Annotated in this window: 23 protein-coding genes and 1 tRNA gene; 14 read left to right on the top strand and 10 right to left on the bottom strand. The window is 38.8% G+C overall.

All coding sequences use genetic code 11. From position 1 onward, the window contains the following. Window positions 1-163 precede the first annotated feature (163 nt). Window positions 164-736, top strand: coding sequence for an outer membrane protein (locus J5F42_RS06950; protein WP_001879972.1), 573 nt, complete (start codon window positions 164-166; stop codon window positions 734-736). Between the two features lie 2 nt (window positions 737-738). Here J5F42_RS06950 and J5F42_RS06955 read toward each other — a convergent pair. From J5F42_RS06955 to panB, 9 genes are all read right to left on the bottom strand, one after another. Beyond that, a tRNA-Ser gene (locus J5F42_RS06955) sits at window positions 739-826 on the bottom strand. 42 nt (window positions 827-868) lie between these two features. Next, a complete protein-coding gene (locus J5F42_RS06960) occupies window positions 869-1,276 on the bottom strand; it encodes a hypothetical protein (protein WP_097699385.1) in 408 nt (135 codons plus the stop codon). 2 nt (window positions 1,277-1,278) lie between these two features. Then, on the bottom strand, window positions 1,279-1,521 hold the full coding sequence (locus tag J5F42_RS06965; protein WP_000944365.1) for a PP0621 family protein: 243 nt from the start codon (window positions 1,519-1,521) through the stop codon (window positions 1,279-1,281). After that, entirely contained in the window at window positions 1,515-2,051 is a 537-nt protein-coding gene (gene rsmG / locus J5F42_RS06970; protein WP_097699386.1) for a 16S rRNA (guanine(527)-N(7))-methyltransferase RsmG, read from the bottom strand. The genes J5F42_RS06965 and rsmG overlap by 7 nt, the downstream gene beginning before the upstream one ends. Further along, window positions 2,048-3,085: a tRNA preQ1(34) S-adenosylmethionine ribosyltransferase-isomerase QueA gene (queA, locus tag J5F42_RS06975; RefSeq protein WP_097567143.1), complete on the bottom strand. Its 1,038-nt coding sequence runs from the start codon at window positions 3,083-3,085 to the stop codon at window positions 2,048-2,050. The genes rsmG and queA overlap by 4 nt, the downstream gene beginning before the upstream one ends. Further along, a complete protein-coding gene (gene tatC, locus J5F42_RS06980) occupies window positions 3,086-3,820 on the bottom strand; it encodes a twin-arginine translocase subunit TatC (protein WP_078247101.1) in 735 nt (244 codons plus the stop codon). Beyond that, window positions 3,813-4,295: a Sec-independent protein translocase protein TatB gene (gene tatB, locus J5F42_RS06985; protein WP_078251363.1), complete on the bottom strand. Its 483-nt coding sequence runs from the start codon at window positions 4,293-4,295 to the stop codon at window positions 3,813-3,815. The genes tatC and tatB overlap by 8 nt, the downstream gene beginning before the upstream one ends. A 67-nt stretch (window positions 4,296-4,362) precedes the next feature. Next, on the bottom strand, window positions 4,363-5,373 hold the full coding sequence (ruvB, locus tag J5F42_RS06990; RefSeq protein ID WP_000664485.1) for a Holliday junction branch migration DNA helicase RuvB: 1,011 nt from the start codon (window positions 5,371-5,373) through the stop codon (window positions 4,363-4,365). Beyond that, window positions 5,374-6,186 (bottom strand): 3-methyl-2-oxobutanoate hydroxymethyltransferase, encoded by an 813-nt coding sequence (panB, locus tag J5F42_RS06995; RefSeq protein ID WP_283491282.1) that lies wholly within the window; start codon window positions 6,184-6,186, stop codon window positions 5,374-5,376. Window positions 6,187-6,333: 147 nt separating this feature from the next. On the opposite strand from panB, the gene J5F42_RS07000 reads away from it, so the two are divergent. Genes J5F42_RS07000 through J5F42_RS07055 form a run of 12 tightly spaced genes read left to right on the top strand, consistent with a single transcriptional unit; the run spans window position 6,334 to window position 16,935 of the window. Then, complete coding sequence (locus J5F42_RS07000) at window positions 6,334-7,056, top strand: hypothetical protein (RefSeq protein ID WP_050825497.1); 723 nt, start codon at window positions 6,334-6,336, stop codon at window positions 7,054-7,056. Next, window positions 7,046-7,900 (top strand): outer membrane beta-barrel protein, encoded by an 855-nt coding sequence (locus J5F42_RS07005; RefSeq protein WP_097699128.1) that lies wholly within the window; start codon window positions 7,046-7,048, stop codon window positions 7,898-7,900. Before J5F42_RS07000 ends, J5F42_RS07005 begins: the two co-directional genes overlap by 11 nt. A gap of 8 nt (window positions 7,901-7,908) precedes the next feature. Beyond that, window positions 7,909-8,853, top strand: a complete 945-nt coding sequence (locus J5F42_RS07010; RefSeq protein ID WP_283491283.1) for an outer membrane beta-barrel protein — start codon at window positions 7,909-7,911, stop codon at window positions 8,851-8,853. Window positions 8,854-8,862: 9 nt separating this feature from the next. Next, window positions 8,863-10,185: a M23 family metallopeptidase gene (locus tag J5F42_RS07015; protein ID WP_185080584.1), complete on the top strand. Its 1,323-nt coding sequence runs from the start codon at window positions 8,863-8,865 to the stop codon at window positions 10,183-10,185. Window positions 10,186-10,187: 2 nt separating this feature from the next. Further along, complete coding sequence (minC, locus tag J5F42_RS07020) at window positions 10,188-10,775, top strand: septum site-determining protein MinC (RefSeq protein WP_198973072.1); 588 nt, start codon at window positions 10,188-10,190, stop codon at window positions 10,773-10,775. Then, a complete protein-coding gene (gene lpxC / locus J5F42_RS07025; protein ID WP_021175359.1) occupies window positions 10,772-11,659 on the top strand; it encodes a UDP-3-O-acyl-N-acetylglucosamine deacetylase in 888 nt (295 codons plus the stop codon). The genes minC and lpxC overlap by 4 nt, the downstream gene beginning before the upstream one ends. Window positions 11,660-11,680: 21 nt before the next feature. Next, on the top strand, window positions 11,681-12,154 hold the full coding sequence (locus J5F42_RS07030; protein ID WP_283491284.1) for a tRNA threonylcarbamoyladenosine biosynthesis protein TsaB: 474 nt from the start codon (window positions 11,681-11,683) through the stop codon (window positions 12,152-12,154). Window positions 12,155-12,207: 53 nt separating this feature from the next. Beyond that, the gene (thrB, locus tag J5F42_RS07035) at window positions 12,208-13,089 is read left to right on the top strand and encodes a homoserine kinase (RefSeq protein WP_000261723.1); all 882 of its coding nucleotides are present in this window, start codon (window positions 12,208-12,210) and stop codon (window positions 13,087-13,089) included. After that, window positions 13,076-13,330 (top strand): DUF448 domain-containing protein, encoded by a 255-nt coding sequence (locus J5F42_RS07040; RefSeq protein WP_001232480.1) that lies wholly within the window; start codon window positions 13,076-13,078, stop codon window positions 13,328-13,330. Before thrB ends, J5F42_RS07040 begins: the two co-directional genes overlap by 14 nt. After that, window positions 13,327-16,167 (top strand): translation initiation factor IF-2, encoded by a 2,841-nt coding sequence (gene infB / locus J5F42_RS07045; protein WP_283491285.1) that lies wholly within the window; start codon window positions 13,327-13,329, stop codon window positions 16,165-16,167. The genes J5F42_RS07040 and infB overlap by 4 nt, the downstream gene beginning before the upstream one ends. Further along, on the top strand, window positions 16,167-16,502 hold the full coding sequence (gene rbfA / locus J5F42_RS07050) for a 30S ribosome-binding factor RbfA (protein WP_108305125.1): 336 nt from the start codon (window positions 16,167-16,169) through the stop codon (window positions 16,500-16,502). Before infB ends, rbfA begins: the two co-directional genes overlap by 1 nt. After that, complete coding sequence (locus tag J5F42_RS07055) at window positions 16,495-16,935, top strand: ribosome maturation factor RimP (RefSeq protein ID WP_283491286.1); 441 nt, start codon at window positions 16,495-16,497, stop codon at window positions 16,933-16,935. The genes rbfA and J5F42_RS07055 overlap by 8 nt, the downstream gene beginning before the upstream one ends. A gap of 107 nt (window positions 16,936-17,042) precedes the next feature. On the opposite strand, the gene acs is transcribed toward J5F42_RS07055, so the two are convergent. Then, a complete protein-coding gene (gene acs / locus J5F42_RS07060) occupies window positions 17,043-19,031 on the bottom strand; it encodes an acetate--CoA ligase (protein WP_097699565.1) in 1,989 nt (662 codons plus the stop codon). Window positions 19,032-19,228: 197 nt separating this feature from the next. Here acs and J5F42_RS07065 point away from each other — a divergent pair, with 197 nt between their 5' ends. Then, window positions 19,229-20,341 (top strand): metallophosphoesterase, encoded by a 1,113-nt coding sequence (locus tag J5F42_RS07065; protein ID WP_042629858.1) that lies wholly within the window; start codon window positions 19,229-19,231, stop codon window positions 20,339-20,341. Window positions 20,342-20,348: the final 7 nt, after the last annotated feature.

The following is a 20,348-nucleotide window of genomic DNA, read 5'->3' on the forward strand; positions in this document are numbered from 1 at the left end:
GTCCTTATTTGTAAAAAAATTCAGTTTGTTTGCTATGATAATAGTTCAAAAATAATAAGACACCCCTAACTTTTGAGCGTGATAAAGGGTCATTGGATGGTTTGAAAAAGAAAGACAAGGATTTTACAAGCAAGTGCATTATTTAAGAATTTTAATACTGAGTATGAGTTTTTTAAATATTTTAAATGCTGAAAATTTGAGTTATATGTCTTCTTCTTATCAAATAGGCACGGTGTTTATGCGCCCTTTAAACACCAACAAGCTTTTACAAGGGGCTTCAATCCTTCAAGGCTATGAAGTGAATCCTAAAAACGATTGGGCTTATTCTAGGTATTATTTCTTTATAGATTATGGCAATGTGCTTTTTAATAATGACTCTACTTTGCAAGCGAACATGTTCACTTATGGGGTGGGAGGGGATTTCATGGTCGCCTACGCTAAAAACCCTATCAACCGCTGGGCTTTTTTCTTTGGTTTGCAACTAGCAGCTAACACATGGATACTCAATAATAAAGTCAAAGATTTGGTGGTGAATACTTGGGATTCATTGAAAGATTTCAATTTTCACAACACTTATTTTAGGGCTATTGGGAAGTTTGGGGTGCAGTTTCGCACGATCGTTTTGTATCATAAGGTGGATGTAGAAATTGGCATGAAAATCTTTTTAACGCCTGAAAGGCGTAGCTTGTTTGAAAGGAGCTTTTTGTTTTTTGTTTCGCACTCGTGGCATTTTTAAAATGGCGGAGAGAGAGGGATTCGAACCCTCGAAGGCTTGCACCTTACACGCGTTCCAGGCGTGCTCCTTCAACCACTCGGACATCTCCCCTTAAAAAGGGCTTATTATAACTAAGATTTGTTTAAAAAGGGCTTATTTTAAAAGGAGTGAGTCTTTAGAAATGACGCCATCTATTTGATTTTTAGCACAAATTTCCCATGACTCTGTATCGTTTAAATCCATAGAAAACAAGATTTTGCTATCTAATAAGTAATTAGTGGCGTGTTGTTGGGCGAGTATGGCTTGCTTAATATCCTTAAAAATGCAATAGAGCGGTTTGAAAGCGTTGAATAAAAAAAAGGCGTCCGTTTCTATCTTGTGCGATAAAAAGATCACGCTAAAATTGACGCTATTTTCACAGCAATACTTAGCTAATTCCAAATTTTTTGGGTGTGCTTCAAAACACACTATATCGTTATTGGTGCTGGAATGAATAGCATCGGTGTCTTTAATGAAAACAAAACGAGTGCTAGGGATTAAAGGGTGTCCTAAAATAAGCATATTTACCTCTTATCCTTCAAACAAGTTTCACTGCAATAGGCTACCGCCCCGCTATAAATAGCGTCTTTGCTAGAGACATAGGTTTGGCATTTAGAGCATACAATCATGTGATCTTCTAATTCTTTGGGGGTTTGTTGCGTGTAAGAGTGGTTGTCTTTGGGGTCGTCTTTGTGGGGTTTTTGTCTCAAAAACAAACGCCATAAAATCCATACAATAATGAGTAGGGGGATTAAAATTCTTAACATAAACTTTCCTTTGATTTGTAAAAATAAACTCGTTTTTGATGCATAAAGCATTCATTGTCTTTACAAGCGATTTCATCTTTTAACTGCTCGCCTTTATAAAATAAAAAATACCCCTTATCTTTTAGGAAGCGTTGGCTTTTTTCTATCAAAAAAGAAGAGCTAGCGACCGCTCTAGAAGTGATTAAATCCACTTGTAAAAGATTTTTATAATCTTCTAAACGCTTTTTAATGATTTCAATGTTTTTTAAAGGCAAAACACTTTTAAGGTAGTTTAAAAAAGCCGCTCTTTTTATTCTTGGCTCTAAAAGAATGAATTTGACTTCAGGTTTTTCAAGGGCTAAAGGGATAGCAGGAAGTCCCGCCCCGCTCCCAATATCCAAGCAGCTTTTAAAATCTTTGATAAATTCTAAGGGCTTTAGAGCGTCTGTGATCTGGGGTTCTAACTCGCTTAAATTCCTCGCGCCGCTCAAGTTGTGCGTTTGATTCCATTCTAAAAGGATGCGCGCGTAATCTTGCAATAAGGGGTTCATAAAATCAGCATCCCATCGCCATAAGAATAAAAACGATACTTCTTTTCTATGGCTATTTTGTAGATTTCTTTGGTTTTTTCTAAGCCTATCATCGCACTCACAAGCATTAAAAGGCTTGATTTGGGCAAATGGAAATTAGTGAGCAAATAATTAACATGCAAAATAGGATTAGCAAGATGCAAGAATATATCGCATTCAAACGCCTCTTGATTAGGGTTTTTTAAGCGTTTGAAATATTCCACGCTCCTTAAAGCGGTCGTGCCGATGCATAAAATCTCTTGGGATTCTTGCAAAATTTCTTGACTCTTTTTAGGAATGCGTAAAACTTCTGTATGGATTTGATGCTCTCTAATATCTTTAGTTTCTACGCCAAGAAAAGTCCCAGCCCCCACATGCAAGGTTAAAAAAGCGTGCTTGAAATCTTTCAATAATTTTTCTAAGGTATTTTGAGAAAAATGCAATGACGCTGTAGGGGCAGCCACTGCGCCGGTGTGTTTGGCGAACACGCTCTGGTATTCATGCGCATCCAAACTTTCATCGGCTCTTTTAATATAAGGGGGTAAGGGCATATGCCCGTATTGCTCTAAAAGCTTTAAGATATTTTCTTGATTTAAGGGGGTTTTATGGTCATAAAAAGCGATCAAGCGTTGGCCGTTATGGAGTAATTCCAAAACTTCAGCGTAATAATTTTCATCAAAAAAGATTTTATCCCCCACTTTGATCTTACCCTTGATTTGAGTTAGGGCGGTATTGTCTTTAAAAAAGCGGTGGAAAAACACTTCGGTCGTTTTTGATGGCAAAAAGGCATGCTTAGATCCAAAAAGCCTGGCCTTCATCACTTTAGTGTCGTTCAACACAATAAGGGCGTTTTTAGGGAAAAAATCTAAAACATGCTCAAAAGTGGTGTGCGTGATTGTTTGCGAACGCCTTTCATATACGAGTAATTTAGCCTTTTCTTTGGGCAAAATGGGGTAGTTGGCGATCAATTCCTTAGGCAAACAATAATCATAGCTTTCTAGATCAAATTCTTTCAACTAATTCTCTTTGGTGTCATTTTCGCTGTCTTCTCCGTTGTCTTTGGGAGCCGGATTGACCATTTTGGCGATTAAAATAGAAAGCCCATAAAGCCCCACTAAGGGCAACGCCATAAAGATTTGACTCACCACATCAGGGGGAGTGATAATGGCTGCTACAATAAAAATCACTACAATAGCGTATTTGAAATACGCTTTCAAGCTCGCATCGGTAATCAAGCCCACTTTAGCTAAAAAATACGCCAAAACAGGCAATTCAAACGCCACGCCAAAGCCTAAAATCAAGCGTGTGAAAAAGCTCACGTAACTGGACGCAGAAATATTAGCCGCAAACACATCGCTCCCAAAAGTGGCCAAGTATTCAATGATGAAAGGGAACACCACATAATAAGAAAACGCCGCCCCAATTAAAAACATCCCACTCCCAAAAAACACAAAAGGCAAAATCACTTTTTTTTCATTCTTGTAAAGCCCTGGAGCGATAAAAAGCCACAATTGCCAAAAAATAATGGGCATGGAAATGACGATAGCGGCTGAAAAACTGATTTTAACCGCTACCATGACCCCTTCAATAGGGGAGAGCTGAATGAGCGTGCCTTTATAAGAATTTTTAACAAATTCAAAAATATTTTTCCAAAAATGAAAACACCCCAAAAACGCCACTAAAATCGTTCCCACAGAAACCATCAAACGCTTTCTTAATTCCTGTAAATGCGGTTTTAAATCTTCAAACATGCTCTTTTTCTTTGTCGTGTTCTTTGGCGTTGTTATCGGTTGCTAATTGGACTTCTTTAAGAGATTCATCGCTTGAAGCTTCTTCATTTAAGGCTTCTTCATTGGAAACTTCTTTATTGGAATGGTTAGGGGGTGCGTTGTTTTCTAGGCTTTGTTGGTAATCTTGCATCAAATCCTGAATGCTTTTAATCTCCTTTTCTGCAGTTATTTTAGCGTCTTCTAATTCTTCAATCTTAACGCCCTTAAGACTCTCCACTTTATTTTCAAAGAGTTTTTGATACTCTAAGGTTTCTTTTTTGATTTCTTCAATATTGATTTCTTTATCTAAAGTGTCCTTAGCGTCATTGAGCGTTTTTTTAACCGCGCGAAAAAATTTCACCATATCCACGACGGCTTGGGGGAATTTTTCTGGCCCTAAAAAGATAATCGCTACAACCAACACCACAAGGATTTCAAAAAAGCCCATGCCAAACATAATAATCTACTTTCACACCCTTTAAAATTTTATCGTTATTGTAGTGTAATTTTCTTTCCAAACAAGATTAAAATAAAGTTTGAGACTTTAAAGTGGGGATTTTTAAAAGTGCATGGGTTTTAGGCGTGGCGATTCTGCCTTTAGCGGTGCGCTCTAAATAACCATTAGCGAGTAAAAAAGGCTCAATCATGTCTTCAATCGTGCCTTCATCTTCTCTCATAGACGCTGCAATCGTGTTCAAACCCACCGGCTTTCCTTGAGCGTTAGCCAACAAAGATAAATACGCCAAATCCGCTTCATCAAAGCCTAATTCATTCACGCCCAATTCATTCAAAGCATGCAAAGTGATGTTTAAATCCATCAAGCTTGAATTTTTGACTAGCGCAAAATCGCGTACCCTTTTTAAAAGCCTTAAAGCGATCCTTGGCGTGCCTCTACTCCTTTTAGCGATTTCATCAGCGCTTTCTTCTTTGATGTCTTGGTTGAGTTTAACGGCGGCTTTTTTAATGATGAGGGCCAGTTCGCTAGGGCTATAAAATTGCATTCTAAAACTCATGCCAAATCTGTCTCTTAAGGGGTTAGAGAGCATTCCGGCTCTAGTGGTAGCGCCGATGAGGGTGAAAGGGGGTAAATCAATTTTAATGGTTTGAGCGGCTGGGCCTGAGCCTATGATAATATCCAGTCTAAAATCTTCCATAGCCGGGTATAAAACCTCTTCAATCGCTGGACTGAGCCGGTGGATTTCATCAATAAAAAGAATGTCTTTAGCTTGCAAATTAGTCAAAATGGCGGCTAAATCACCGCTTTTTTCTATCATGGGAGCGGCGGTGATTTTGATATTGGTTTCCATTTCTTTAGCGATGATATGGCTGATTGAAGTTTTACCCAAACCGGGCGGGCCAAAAAAGAGCATGTGATCCAAACTCTCTTGGCGTTTTTTAGCCGCACAAATAGAAATCTGCAAGTTGCTTTTAATCTTTTCTTGACCGATAAAATCTTCCCAAAGATTAGGGCGCAAACTCACTTCTTGAGAAGTTTCAAAATCCAAAGTTTCTAAATTGACTATCCGTTCTTTCATTTAATGATAACTTTCTAATTCGTTAGGGAAGTTTCCCTTTTTCACATCATCAGCGTATTGCTGAAGCGCGTTTTGAATCAATTCTTTCCCCTTAAGGTATTCTCGCACGAATTTAGGCTTAAAGCTATCAAAAAAGCCTAACATATCGCTCCACACTAAAATCTGCCCATCGCAATCCTTGCCGCTCCCTATGCCGATCGTGGGGATTTTGATTTTTTGCGTGATTTTTTGAGCAATAGGGGTGGTTATACCCTCTAAAACCAACAAACCTACCCCAGCTTCTTCTAAACTCAAGGCGTCTTCTAAAAGCTTTTTTTGTTGCTCTTCATTTTTGCCCTTAATCTTATAACCTCCATCAAGGTGCACGAATTGGGGCATCAAGCCGATGTGTCCTACCACAATAACGCCCTCATCAGTGAGCGTTTTAACCAATTTCGCTTTTTCTTTCCCCCCCTCTAATTTGATCGCACTCGCTTGGGTTTCTTTATAAACTCTAATGGCGTTTTTTAGGGCTGTTTTTTCATCTTTATAGCTTCCAAAGGGCATGTCTGTGATGATAAAAGGAGTCTTAGCACCCGCGCACACGGCTTTAGTGTGATAGAGCATCATTTTTACACTTGCGCTTAAAGTGTCGTTTTGGTTGAAAAAACTCATATTCAAACTATCGCCCACTAAAATCACATCCACTAGCGGATCAAATATGTGAGCGAACAGCGCGTCATAAGCGGTAATGGCGATGATTTTTTCTTGATTTTTTTTAGCTTGGAGGTGGTTGAGAGTGATTTTTTTAATTGGGGCGGTTTGCATGCTCATTAAAAATCCTAAGTGTTAAATATAGTGGCATTGTAGCATGACTTTATTGGGGTGGGTAAAATTTCACTCAACTTTAACCGGTCATTTTAATTATTTTAGTATAATTGGAAAAAACTTTTAACAAACAATTCAAGGGATTTAGCGATTTTGGGTCTTAAAAAATATGTTATTTTATGGTTTTTAATGGGGTTTTATGCGGGGTTGAACGCACTTGATTATGACACCTTAGACCCAAAATACTATAAGTATATCAAGTATTATAAAGCCTATGAAGATAAAGAAGTTGAAGAATTAATCAGAGATTTAAAGAGGGCGAACGCTAAAAGCGGGCTTATTTTAGGGATCAATACCGGGTTTTTTTACAACCATGAAATCATGGTTAGAACCAATAGCTCTAGCATCACCGGGAATATTTTAAATTATTTGTTCGCTTATGGCTTGCGTTTTGGCTATCAAACTTTCAGGCCGTCGTTTTTTGCACGCTTGGTCAAGCCAAATATCATTGGCAGGCGCATTTATATCCAATATTATGGAGGAGCTCCTAAAAAAGCGGGCTTTGGGAGCGTGGGGTTTCAATCGGTTATGCTGAATGGGGATTTTTTATTGGATTTTCCTTTGCCTTTTGTGGGGAAATACCTTTATATGGGGGGGTATATGGGTTTAGGCTTGGGGGTTGTAGCGCATGGGGTGAATTATACGGCGGAATGGGGGATGTCTTTTAACGCAGGCTTGGCTCTAACGGTATTAGAAAAAAACCGCATTGAATTTGAATTTAAAATTTTAAATAATTTCCCTTTTTTGCAATCTAATTCTTCAAAAGAGACTTGGTGGGGAGCTATAGCAAGCATTGGGTATCAATATGTGTTCTAAAAAAATAAGAAATTTTATTTTATGCTTTGGTTTTATTTTAGGCTTGAATGCTGAAGAAAATACGGCTCAAGAGAATATGACTGAAGAAAATCCCCCTAAAGACGCTCCCATTCTTTTGGAAGAAAAACGCGCCCAAACGCTAGAGTTTGAAGAAAACAAGGAAGTTAAAAAGAATATTGATGAAAAAAGCCTGCTTGAAGAAATCCATAAGAAAAAACGCCAGCTTTACATGCTCAAAGGGGAATTGCATGAAAAAAATGAAGCCATCTTATTCCAACGAATGGCTAAAAATAAGAGCGGTTTTTTTATAGGCGTAATTCTTGGCGATATAGGCATTAACGCTCATTCTTACGCCCGATCTTATGAGAGCTTTGAATCTTTAAACAACATTCAAGCTTCTCCTTTGTTGTATGGCTTAAGGAGCGGGTATCAAAAGTATTTTGCTAACGGGATTAGCGCCTTACGCTTTTATGGGGAATATTTAGGGGGAGCGATGAAAGGGTTTAAAAGCGATTCTTTAGCTTCTTATCAAACCGCAAGCTTGAATATTGATCTATTGATGGATAAGCCTATTGACAAAGAAAAAAGGTTTGCGTTAGGGATATTTGGAGGCGTTGGAGTGGGGTGGAATGGGATGTATCAAAATTTAAAAGAGATTAAAGGGTATTCACAGCCTAACGCTTTTGGGTTAGTGTTAAATTTAGGGGTGAGCATGACGCTTAACCTCAAACACCGCTTTGAATTAGCCTTAAAAATGCCTCCCTTAAAAGAAACTTCGCAAACCTTTTTATATTATTTTAAAAGCACTAATATTTATTATATTAGTTACAACTATTTATTGTAAAGGCTAAAATGTTGAAATTTAAATATTGTTTGATTTATATCGCGCTCATACTGGGACTTCAAGCGACAGATTATGACAATTTAGAAGAAGAAAACCAACAATTAGACGAAAAAATAAACCATTTAAAGCAACAGCTCACCGAAAAAGGGGTTTCGCCCAAAGAGATGGATAAGGATAAGTTTGAAGAAGAATATTTAGAGCGAACTTACCCAAAGATTTCTTCAAAGAAAAGAAAAAAATTACTCAAATCTTTTTCCATAGCCGATGATAAGAGCGGGGTTTTTTTAGGGGGCGGGTATGCTTATGGGGAACTGAACTTGTCTTATCAAGGGGAAATGTTAGACAAATATGGTGCAAATGCCCCTAGCGCGTTTAAAAACAATATCAAGATTGACGCTCCTGTTTCTATGATTAGCGTTAAATTCGGGTATCAAAAATACTTTGTGCCTTATTTTGGGACACGATTTTATGGGGATTTATTGCTTGGGGGAGGGGTGTTAAAAGAGAATGTAATCAAGCAGCCTGTAGGCTCGTTTATTTATGTTTTAGGGGCTATGAATACCGATTTATTGTTTGACATGCCTTTAGATTTTAAGACTAAAAAGCATTTTTTAGGCGTTTATGCGGGTTTTGGGATAGGGCTTATGCTTTATCAAGACAAGCCTAATCAAAACGGGAGGAATTTGGTAGTAGGGGGTTATTCAAGCCCTAATTTTTTATGGAAATCTTTGATTGAAGTGGATTACACTTTTAATGTGGGCGTGAGTTTAACGCTTTATAGGAAACACCGCTTAGAGATTGGCACCAAATTACCGATTAGCTATTTGAGGATGGGAGTAGAAGAGGGAGCGATTTATCACAATAAAGAAAATGATGAACGATTGTTGATTTCAGCTAACAACCAGTTCAAACGATCCAGTTTTTTATTAGTGAATTATGCGTTCATTTTTTGAGGCTTGATCTTGGGGTTAGGGTTTAAAATTTTAGCGTTAGTTGTTTTGATTTTAGGGGGTTATTTGATTTTTAACGCCTTTATCACAAAACCCAAGGCTTTAAGTTTTAGTTTAAAGAGCGAAGAAAATGCGTTTGATGATAACAATGAAGCACTTTTTTGGGATTTGAAAAAACCCATTAAGGTTAAAATCACAGCCCCAAAGGGCATCAAACGCTATGAGATAAAAGTAACCACAAAAGACAATTTGATCTTATATGAAAAAGAAAGTCTGGTATTGGATAAACCCAAGTCTTTAGAAGTGCCTTTGATTAGGCCTGAAATCATGGGATTAGAAGACAAGTGCCTTGATTATGAATTTCAGGCGAGCGATTGGAGCTATGCTAATTTTTTCAATGGCAATAAGGCGTCTTTCAAACAGGAAGTGTGTATTGATACGATAAAACCTCTAATTAGTGTTTTATCTCGATCCCCAAGCATCGCTTATGGAGGGAGCGCGATAGTCATCTTTGAGGCTTTGGATAAGAATTTGTCTCAAGCGTTTGTGCGCGTCAAAAAAAAGGATTTTAAAGCGTTCAGGCTTTTAGAATTCAAGCAGCGTGATGTTTTTATCGCTTTAGTGCCTTGGTCTTATGAGAATAAGGATTTTAAGGCGTTCATTGTCGCTAAAGATAAAGCCTATAACTCTAATACCACCCCTTTATTGTTCAAACGAAAAACCCATCGTTTGAGGGAAAGGGATATAAATTTAAGCGCCTTAAAAGATAAGATTGCAAAGCAAGAAAAATTTCAAAATCACACTGAGCAAACTTTATTGGAAATGTTTTCCAACGCGCGCTTAAAAGATTTAGAAAAAATCCAAAAGATCGCTTTAGAGCAAGGGGATTTTGATAAGGATTTTTCCCATTTTCAAGCGTTAAAACCCTTGAATGGGTCTTTTAAAATGATAAGCAATTTTTTAGAAAATCGGCGGTTTTTAAAGGATAATCAGGTGTTGTTTAAATTCTTGCATTTAGGGGTGGATTTGATGCCCAGTAAGGATTTATCCTTAGCGTTTGATCCATCGGTGAAGAGGGTTTTTAAGGGGGAATTGGATTTTTATGGTAATAGTTTAATGGATTGCTATGGGTTAGGTTTGTGCGTTTTTTTAGCGCATTTAAAGGATGATGGAAGCGTGGGGAGTAGTGGTTTGAAATTAGGGATTGGGTTGCATTTAGGGATACTTTTGCAAGGGGTTTTTGTCCGGCCCAATGAATGGCTTAATGAGCAATGGATAAAAACCAATATCATTGCCCCTATAGAGCAAGCCAAACGGCTTTTAATGAAAGGATAGTCATGTTAAAAACGAATCAAAAAAACGTGCATGCGTTTGAAATTGAAAAGCAAGAGCCTAAGGCGGTCATGGAATTTTTAGAAAAAAACCATGCCCTTTTGCAATATTTTCTCATTATATTTAAATACGATATTGAACCAGAAGTCAAAGTCATTTTGCGCAAACACCAGATTCTGTTTTTAGAAACAAATCGCGCTTTAAACGGACGCCATATCAAAACCATGCCTTTAAAAGAAGAAACCAACCATTCAAAACCCAATCATTCTAAAACAGAACCCAAGACAACGATTTATGAACGCCACATCAGGAGTGGGGAAGAGATTTATAGCGCTAATCATCTTATTTTTTTGGGGAATATCCACAATGGAGCGAAGATTATTTCAGAAGGCTGTGTGTCGGTTTATGGGGTTTGCGAAGGGGCGATTGTGTGCTTTGGAGAGTGTTTGATTTTAAAAGAAGTCAAGAGCGCTCAAATCGTTTTTCAAAATAAAATTTTATCTTTAAAAGAGGTTGAACGGCTTTTGGTAAATAAAAATATTAAAATAATCACTAAAAATGACGATATACTAGACATAAAGGAAGTATTATGAAACAAACAACCATTAACCACTCTGTGGAATTAGTAGGGATAGGCTTGCATAAGGGCGTTCCTGTGAAGCTTGTTTTAGAACCCTTAGAAGAAAATCAAGGCATCGTTTTTTACCGCTCTGATTTAGGCGTGAAGCTCCCCTTAAAACCTGAAAACATCGTGGATACCAAAATGGCAACCGTGTTGGGTAAAGATAACGCTAGAATTTCTACGATTGAGCATTTGCTTTCAGCTATCCATGCGTATGGTATTGACAATCTTAAGATCTCTGTGGATAACGAAGAAATCCCTATCATGGATGGGAGTGCTTTGACTTATTGCATGCTTTTAGATGAAGCAGGGATTAAAGAATTAGACGCTCCTAAAAAAGTGATGGAAATCAAGCAGGCCGTTGAGATTAGAGAGGGCGATAAATTTGTTAAAATTGAGCCAGACAGCCAACTTTCTTTGAATTTCACGATTGATTTTAACCATCCGGTTATCGCTAAGCAAGCCCACCATTTTGTCTTTAGTAAAACCGCTTATAAAGAGCAAGTCGCTAAAGCCCGCACCTTTGGGTTTTTGCAAGAAGTGAATTACTTGCGCTCCATTGGTTTGGCGAAAGGGGGGAGTTTGAATAATTGCATCGTGCTGGATGAAAACAGCATTTTGAATAAAGAGGGTTTGAGGTGCGAAAAGGAGTTTGTGTGCCACAAGATTTTAGACGCTATGGGGGATCTGATGGTTTTAGGCATGCCTGTGATGGGCAAATACACTTCTTTTTCAGGCAGCCACAAGCTCAATTCCATGCTGGTTAAAGCCATTTTAGCAGACGCTAAAAATTATGAAGTTTTGATCGCTATAGATCCGGCTAAAGAATTTGCGTTGCAAAAGGCTTTCGCTTAATCCTGAATTAGGGTTTATTTTTTGGAATTGGATTTAGTGCTTATCTCTTTAGGCGATGGGGTTTTGCTTGGGGCGTATCAAAACAATTTTTTATGTGCTTCTTACACTTCCAAATCAAAAACAAGTGAAGCTTTAGTGGAAGTTTTTTCACAATTATTCAAGGATTTTAAAAACCCTACTTTACCGGCGATTAAAGGGGTTTATTACGCTAAAGGGCCAGGGAGTTTCACTAGCCTAAAGCTCACGCATGTTTTCTTACACACTTTGGCTTTAATCCATAACTTTGAACTCTATTCAACTACAGGCTTTGATTTTAACGACAACACGCCCATTTTGGCGTATGCCAATAAATACTTTGTTTCAAAAGAAAGGGAAAGCTTGACCGATTTTAAAGATTTGAAAATTGCGCCAAAAGATTTCAAGTTGCCCTCTTTTTTAGAGAAAGACAAATTCACCCAATTGAACACGCCGTTTTACATTTTGCCTCCTATTTAGTGTATAATGCTAGTTTTAAAAATGAAAGGGTATCAAAAATAGGGGTTTAAAATTTGGTAGTGAGTGTTCCTGCAACGAGTGCGAATTTAGGCCCCGGTTTTGATTGCTTGGGTTTGAGCTTGAATTTACGCAATCGTTTTTTTATTGAGCCTAGCAGTTTTCATGCGGTGAAATTGGTTGGGGAGGGTGAGGGGATTCCTAAGTTTTTAACCAACAATATTTTCACTAAAGTGTTTTATGAGATTTTAAAAAAGCATGGGAATGACGGATCGTTTAAATTTTTATTGCATAATAAAGTCCCTATTACAAGGGGTATGGGGTCTAGCTCGGCGATGATTGTGGGTGCGGTCGCTTCAGCGTTTGCGTTTTTAGGGTTTGATTTTGATAGAGAAAACATTCTTAATACCGCTCTAATTTATGAAAACCACCCGGATAATATCACCCCAGCGGTCTTTGGGGGGTATAATGCAGCGTTTGTGGAAAAAAAGAAAGTGATAAGTTTAAAAACCAAAATCCCTTCTTTTTTAAAAGCGGTGATGGTGATCCCTAATAGGGCCATTTCCACCAAGCAATCGCGCCACCTCTTGCCCAAGCGTTACAGCGTGCAAGAAAGCGTGTTTAACCTTTCGCATGCGAGTTTGATGACGATGGCGATTGTGCAAGGGAAGTGGGATTTGTTGCGTTGTTGTTCTAAAGACAGGATGCATCAATACAAGCGCATGCAAACTTATCCTGTGTTGTTTGCGATCCAAAAGCTCGCTTTAGAAAATAACGCCTTAATGAGCACGCTTTCAGGGAGCGGTTCGTCGTTTTTTAACATGTGTTATGAAGAAGACGCCCCTAAATTAAAGCAGGTTTTGAGCAAGAAATTCCCTAAATTTAGGGTAGCGGTTTTAGATTTTGACAATGATGGAGTCCTTATTGAGAAAGACTGAAATTAAAATCCGCATGTGTGTGGCGTGCAGAATGCGCCAACCCCAAAAGGATTTGTTGCGTTTGAAAAGTTTTGACAATCAAATCATGGAGTTTGATGGTAAAGGCCGTAGTTTTTATGTGTGTGGAAATTGTTTGAAAAATGGAGAAAAAAAGTTGTTGAAAGCGGTTTCAAAAATAAAGAATGCCCCAAAAGATACCAAAAATATCATTACTTGGATTAAGGAGAGAAGCATAGCATGAGCGAGATGGTTGATTTAAAAGAATTTTTAGCCGAGCTTGGTAAGACCCAAAAAGAGCTTAAAAATGTGATCGAGCAAGCCAAAGACATTGGTTTAGAGCTTAAGACAAATTCTAAAATGACCCCAGAGGAAGCAAACAAGCTATACAAATACATTGTGGATGGCATTAAAGAACAAATACAAGCCAATCAACCCACTAAAAATCCTGAACAAGACAATAAAGACGATTTGAATACAGCCGCAACGCCCAAATCTCTTAACAAAAAGGTTTCCAAAACGCCCAAAAAAGAAGAAAAAAGCCAGCCAAAGCCCAAAAAAACTAAAGAAAAGAAAAAAGAAGCTCCCACGCCCATTGCCAAAAAAAAGGGAGGAATAGAGATTGTCAACACTTTTGAAAACCAAACACCCCCTGTAGAAAACACCCCTAAAGTGGTTAGCCACTCTCAAATAGAAAAAGCCAAGCAAAAGCTCCAAGAAATCCAAAAAAGCCGAGAAGCCCTAAACAAGCTCACCCAAAGCAACGCTAACAACGCTAACAGCACCAATAACGCTAATAACGCTAAAAAAGAAATCAGCGAAGTTAAAAAGCAAGAGCAAGAGATCAAACGCCATGAAAACATTAAAAGACGCACCGGTTTTAGGGTGATTAAACGCAACGATGAAACAGAAAATGAAAGTGAAAACAGCGTAACAGAAAGCAAAAAACCCACTCAAAGTGCGGCGGCTATTTTTGAAGACATTAAAAAAGAATGGCAAGAAAAAGACAAGCAAGAGGCTAAAAAAGCCAAAAAACCCAGTAAGCCCAAACCCACCCCCACAGCCAAAAACAACAAATCCCATAAAATTGATTTTAGCGATGCGAGGGATTTTAAGGGCAATGATATTTATGATGATGAAACCGATGAAATCTTATTGTTTGATTTGCATGAACAAGATAATCTCAATAAGGAAGAAGAAGAAAAAGAAATCCGCCAAAATATCAACGACAGGGTGCGCGTCCAAAGAAAAAACCCTTGGATGAATGAAAGCGGGATCAAACGACAATCCAAAAAAAAGCGCGTATTCCGTAACGATAACAGCCAAAAAGTGATCCAAAGCGCGATTGCAATCCCTGAAGAAGTGCGCGTCTATGAATTCGCGCAAAAAGCGAATTTGAATCTGGCTGATGTGATTAAAACCCTCTTTAATTTAGGGCTTATGGTAACTAAAAACGACTTTTTGGATAAGGATAGCATAGAAATTTTAGCCGAAGAGTTTCATTTAGAAGTTTCTGTTCAAAACACCTTAGAAGAATTTGAAGTAGAAGAAGTGCTAGAGGGGGTGAAAAAAGAGCGCCCACCTGTGGTGACTATCATGGGGCATGTGGATCATGGTAAAACTTCACTATTAGATAAAATCCGTGATAAAAGAGTCGCTCACACTGAAGCTGGGGGGATCACTCAGCACATTGGCGCTTACATGGTAGAAAAGAATAACAAATGGGTGTCTTTCATTGACACCCCAGGGCATGAAGCCTTTAGCCAGATGCGTAATCGTGGGGCTCAAGTAACAGATATTGCAGTGATTGTGATAGCGGCTGATGATGGCGTGAAGCAACAGACTATTGAAGCTTTAGAGCATGCAAAGGCCGCTAATGTGCCTGTGATTTTTGCGATGAATAAAATGGATAAGCCTAATGTGAATCCGGACAAACTCAAAGCCGAATGCGCTGAGCTTGGTTATAACCCTGTGGATTGGGGCGGAGAGCATGAGTTTATCCCTGTTTCAGCTAAAACGGGTGATGGCATTGACAATCTATTAGAAACCATTCTTATCCAAGCGGATATCATGGAATTAAAAGCCATAGAAGAGGGTAGCGCTAGAGCGGTTGTTTTAGAAGGAAGCGTGGAAAAAGGGCGTGGGGCAGTGGCCACTGTGATTGTCCAAAGCGGGACTTTGAGCGTGGGGGATAGTTTTTTTGCCGAAACGGCGTTTGGTAAAGTAAGAACGATGACTGACGATCAAGGCAAGAGCATTCAAAATTTAAAACCCTCTATGGTGGCTCTCATCACAGGCTTGAGCGAAGTGCCGCCTGCGGGATCTGTTTTAATAGGGGTAGAAAACGATTCTATCGCGCGCTTACAAGCTCAAAAGAGGGCGACTTATTTACGCCAAAAAGCGTTGAGTAAAAGCACTAAAGTGTCTTTTGATGAGCTTTCAGAAATGGTCGCTAATAAGGAATTGAAAAACATTCCTGTAGTCATTAAAGCGGATACGCAAGGAAGCTTAGAAGCCATTAAAAACAGCTTGTTAGAGCTTAATAACGAAGAAGTGGCGATTCAAGTGATCCATTCAGGGGTGGGGGGTATTACTGAGAATGATTTGAGCCTAGTCTCTAGCAGTGAGCATGCCGTGATTTTAGGCTTTAATATCCGCCCCACTGGTAATGTGAAAAATAAGGCTAAAGAATACAATGTGAGCATTAAAACTTACACGGTGATTTATGCCTTGATTGAAGAAATGCGATCGCTGTTATTAGGCTTGATGAGTCCTATTATTGAAGAAGAGCATACCGGGCAAGCGGAAGTGAGAGAAACCTTTAATATCCCTAAAGTAGGCACGATAGCCGGGTGTGTGGTGAGCGATGGGGTGATCGCTCGTGGCATTAAGGCGCGTTTGATTAGAGATGGCGTGGTGGTTCATACCGGCGAAATCCTTTCTTTGAAACGCTTTAAAGACGATGTGAAAGAAGTTTCTAAGGGCTATGAGTGCGGGATCATGCTAGAAAATTATAATGAGATTAAAGTGGGCGATGTGTTTGAAACCTATAAAGAAATCCATAAAAAAAGAACCCTCTAATGAACGCTCATAAAGAACGCTTAGAATCCAATCTTTTAGAATTACTGCAAGAGGCTTTAGCGAGTTTGAATGACAGCGAGTTGAATTCTTTAAGCGTTACTAAAGTGGAATGCTCTAAAGGGAAGCACCACGCTTTGGTGTTTGTGCTTTCATCAGATCATAAAATCCTTTCCAAATTAAAAAAAGCTGAGGGTTTGATCAGGCAATTTGTTTTGCAAGCGAGCGGGTGGTTTAAATGCCCAAAACTCAGTTTTGTTTCAGACAATAGCTTAGAAAAGCAGCTCCGATTAGACGCCATATTTAATGAAATCGCTAAAGGGAAAGGTAATGACTAAAAAAATAGAAGAGAAAATAGAGGGCGTGATTGAAAGCTTGGGTTATTTGCTTTATGATGTGAGTTTGGTTAAAGAAAATGAGCAGCATGTTTTAAGGGTGAGCCTTAAAAACCTTAATGGAGCGGTTAGTTTGGACATTTGCCAACAAGTGAGCGAGATCATTTCGCCCTTATTAGATGTGTGCGATTTTATTCAAGACGCTTATATTTTAGAAGTGAGCTCCATGGGGTTAGAAAGAACGCTTAAAAACCCCAAACATTTCAAGCTTTCTTTAGGCGAAAAAGTGGAAGTCAAACTCATCAATAAAGAAAGCTTTCAAGCTATTCTTAAAGACGCTAACGATTTGAGTGCGGATTTTGAATTAGAGAATCACGCTATCAAAAGCGTGGAATATAAAGATTTAAAGAAAGTTAAAACGCTTTTTGAGTGGTGAAATAATGCGAAGCGGTAGCGTTCCTACACTTTATGAGAAATTACCGCTTGATTGAAATTGGACTCTCATTATTTGGCTAAAAAACGCCAAAAAGCATTTTTTAGATTTCACTCTTCCATTTGAACGATACTCATTATTTCTTTAACCACATTCACATCTTCTAGCGTGCTTAAATCTTGAGTGATTGGCTCTTTTTTGGCGATAGATTTCAAAAGCCTTCTCATGATTTTCCCGCTCCTGGTTTTAGGCAAACCTGGCACATACATGACATTGTCTAATTTCGCGATCTTTCCAATTTCAACGGATAAGATATGATTCATTTCTTTTAACAATTCTAAACTCTCGCCAAGATTGCATTTAGCCCCATCGCACAGCACTACAAATGCAAACAAGCCCTCTCCTTTAATCGTATCAGGGATACCCACTACCGCGCATTCAACCACCATTTCATGTTTAGAAATAGCGCTCTCCACTTCAGCCGTGCCAATCCTATGCCCACTCACATTCACAATATCATCTGTGCGCCCAATAATAGTGATGTATCCGTTTTCATCCACGATAGCGCCATCTCCAGAGAGGTAGACATATTCCCCATTCAACTTGATCTGAGAAAAATAGCTATCAATGTATCGTTTTTCATCGCCCCAAATGTTTCTTACCATAGAAGGCCATGGCTTAGTGATGCATAAAAACCCTTGCTCTCCGGGCTTTGTTTTGGTGCCGTCTTCGTTTAAAACTTCTGCATGAATACCTGGCAAAGGCAAAGTCGCGCAACTGGCCCTTATAGGCGTAGCTCCCGGTAAAGGGCTGATGATATGCCCTCCTGTTTCTGTCTGCCACCAAGTATCCACGATACTGCATTTTGAATTGCCGATTTTTTCATAAAACCATTTCCATGCCGTAGGGTTAATGGGCTCTCCTACCGTTCCTAAAACTTTGAGCGATTCTAAATTATACTTTAAGGGTTCGTTTTCGCCTTTGGCATGCAGCATTCTTATAGCGGTGGGGGAAGTGTAGAATTTATCCACGCGGTATTCTTCTATCATCCTCCACCATCTCCCATAATCCGGATAAGACATCGTGCCTTCTAGTATCAAAGTCGTCGCCCCACAAGCTAAAGGTCCATAAACCACATAAGTGTGCCCTGTGATCCAGCCAATATCAGCGGTGCACCAAAAATTATCGTTATCCCTAATATCAAAAACCCACTCCATCGTCATTTGCGCCCATAACAAATACCCTGCACTGCTGTGTTGAACGCCTTTAGGTTTCCCGGTTGATCCGCTTGTATAGAGCAAGAATAAAGGATCTTCAGAGTCCATCATTTCAGGTTCGCATTTATCGGATTGGTAATGGACCATTTCATTATAGACAAAATCGCGCCCTCTCACATAATCAATCTCTTTGGCGTTTCGTATCACAATGAGCGCTTTTTCCACGCTAGGGCAGGCATTATTTTCTAGAGCCTTGTCAAGGGCTGGCTTGAGCATATAGGGTTTGCCTTTTCTAAAAGTCCCATCCGCTGTGATAACTAATTTGGCTTGAGCGTCGTTGATCCTATCCCTCAAGGCTTCAGGGCTAAACCCAGCAAAAACGATGCTATGGATCGCTCCAATCCTAGCGCATGCGAGCATCATATAAACGCTTTCTACAATCATAGGCATATAGATAATGACTCTATCGCCTTTTTTGACATTGAATTCGTTTTTTAAAAGGTTGGCTGTTTTATTGACTTCAGAGTGGAGTTTTCTGTAAGTGATGACATTATAATCCCCCATTTCCCCTTCAAAAATGATCGCTACTTTATTTTTTTTGTCTTTTAAATGCCTGTCTATGCAATTGTAAGAAACATTGATTTTGCCGTTTTCAAACCATTTGAAAAAAGGGGCGTTATCGCTGTTTAAAACCTTATCAAAAGGTTTAAACCATGTGAGTTTTTGCTTGGCTAACTCGCCCCAAAAATGCTCGTAATCTTCATTGGCTTCATGCACTAAATCCTTATATTCGCACATGTTTTTAATCCTGGCTTGCTTGGCAAACGCTCTGTTAGGGTTAAAGACTTTTTTGGTGAATTCTAAATCTTCGTCTAATTGCATCGCATCTCCTTTTTCATGGTTTTAAGCGCATTTTTTATTATTATATCCAAACTCACACTCTTTTAAAGGGAGGGATACTTTTCTCTTTCTGTGTGGATTGAGACTGATAAAAAAGGAAATAGCACGATGAAACCTAAAGGGTGTATTAGCGTTAATATGCTAATATAGTAGAACATTATGACTACAAAAAGGGTGGTATGCTGATCTCCATAGCGTTTTTATTGGTTTTGTGTCTTTTGAATTATAGTTCTTTTAGGATGTTGAAATCGTTTTTAACCTTAAAGAAAATCTCTCAATACGCTTATTTAGGGTTTTTTATCCTTTTGAGCATAGGCGAGGCGGCTTTTGCTTTTTATAGAAATGCTATGCCTAGCCATTTGTTTGTTTTGACTTCGGCGTGTTCGTTTGTATCTTTTATTGTTTTTATCCTTTCTTTAAGTTTTTACGGGTTTTCCTACTCTATAGAAAAAATAGATTTTTTATATTCAAGGCGTAAAAGTTTAAAAAACTTTTTAAAATTGGGGTTTTATCTGGCGTTATTAGGGTATTTTTGGCGCGGCTTTTATGAAGGGTTGGCCCGCCCTAAAATCAAAGAAACCCCTATTTATTTAGACAAGCTGGATAAAGAATTAAAGATTATTTTACTCACAGACATGCATGTGGGGAGTTTGTTGCAAAAAGATTTTGTTGATTACATTGTAGAAGAAGTCAATCAAAAAGAAGTGGATATGGTGCTGATTGGGGGGGATTTAGTGGATGAAAACATTGAAAAAGTCAAATCTTTTTTACTGCCTTTAAACAACCTTAAAAGCACGCATGGCACTTTTTATGTGCCAGGAAATCATGAGTATTATCATGGCATAGAGCCGATTTTATCGTTTCTTGACACGCTTAATTTGACGATTTTAGGGAATGAGTGCGTGCATTTAGGGGGGATCAATTTGTGCGGTGTGTATGATTATTTCGCAAGGAAGCGTCAAAATTTTGCCCCTGATATTGACAAAGCTTTAAAAAAGCGCGATAGTAGTAAGCCCACGATCCTTTTGGCCCACCAACCCAAACAAATTAGAAGCCTCAAAGAAGGCCACTCTGTAGATTTAGTGCTTTCAGGGCATACCCATGCAGGGCAAATCTTTCCCTTTAGCCTTTTAGTCAAGTTGGCGCAAACCTATTTACATGGTTTATACAAGCACAGCCCCACCACTCAAATCTATGTGAGCAGTGGGGCAGGGTATTGGGGGATTCCTTTAAGGTTTTTAGCCCCTAGCGAGATCGCATACCTTAGGCTTTTACCTAAAAATCAAGCTTAGTTGAACA

Origin of the sequence: Helicobacter pylori, assembly GCF_030062585.1 — a bacterium.
Classification (GTDB): domain Bacteria; phylum Campylobacterota; class Campylobacteria; order Campylobacterales; family Helicobacteraceae; genus Helicobacter; species Helicobacter pylori_CN.

Bases quoted from the DNA above. Each gene is read 5' to 3' on its own strand.
- J5F42_RS06950 (WP_001879972.1), top strand. From the start codon at position 164: ATGAGTTTTTTAAATATTTTAAATGCTGAAAATTTGAGTTATATGTCT.
- J5F42_RS06960 (WP_097699385.1), bottom strand. From the start codon at position 1,276: ATGCTTATTTTAGGACACCCTTTAATCCCTAGCACTCGTTTTGTTTTC.
- J5F42_RS06965 (WP_000944365.1), bottom strand. From the start codon at position 1,521: ATGTTAAGAATTTTAATCCCCCTACTCATTATTGTATGGATTTTATGG.
- rsmG (WP_097699386.1), bottom strand. From the start codon at position 2,051: ATGAACCCCTTATTGCAAGATTACGCGCGCATCCTTTTAGAATGGAAT.
- tatC (WP_078247101.1), bottom strand. From the start codon at position 3,820: ATGTTTGAAGATTTAAAACCGCATTTACAGGAATTAAGAAAGCGTTTG.
- tatB (WP_078251363.1), bottom strand. From the start codon at position 4,295: ATGTTTGGCATGGGCTTTTTTGAAATCCTTGTGGTGTTGGTTGTAGCG.
- ruvB (WP_000664485.1), bottom strand. From the start codon at position 5,373: ATGAAAGAACGGATAGTCAATTTAGAAACTTTGGATTTTGAAACTTCT.
- panB (WP_283491282.1), bottom strand. From the start codon at position 6,186: ATGAGCATGCAAACCGCCCCAATTAAAAAAATCACTCTCAACCACCTC.
- J5F42_RS07005 (WP_097699128.1), top strand. From the start codon at position 7,046: ATGTGTTCTAAAAAAATAAGAAATTTTATTTTATGCTTTGGTTTTATT.
- J5F42_RS07010 (WP_283491283.1), top strand. From the start codon at position 7,909: ATGTTGAAATTTAAATATTGTTTGATTTATATCGCGCTCATACTGGGA.
- minC (WP_198973072.1), top strand. From the start codon at position 10,188: ATGTTAAAAACGAATCAAAAAAACGTGCATGCGTTTGAAATTGAAAAG.
- lpxC (WP_021175359.1), top strand. From the start codon at position 10,772: ATGAAACAAACAACCATTAACCACTCTGTGGAATTAGTAGGGATAGGC.
- infB (WP_283491285.1), top strand. From the start codon at position 13,327: ATGAGCGAGATGGTTGATTTAAAAGAATTTTTAGCCGAGCTTGGTAAG.
- rbfA (WP_108305125.1), top strand. From the start codon at position 16,167: ATGAACGCTCATAAAGAACGCTTAGAATCCAATCTTTTAGAATTACTG.
- J5F42_RS07055 (WP_283491286.1), top strand. From the start codon at position 16,495: ATGACTAAAAAAATAGAAGAGAAAATAGAGGGCGTGATTGAAAGCTTG.
- acs (WP_097699565.1), bottom strand. From the start codon at position 19,031: ATGCAATTAGACGAAGATTTAGAATTCACCAAAAAAGTCTTTAACCCT.
- J5F42_RS07065 (WP_042629858.1), top strand. From the start codon at position 19,229: ATGCTGATCTCCATAGCGTTTTTATTGGTTTTGTGTCTTTTGAATTAT.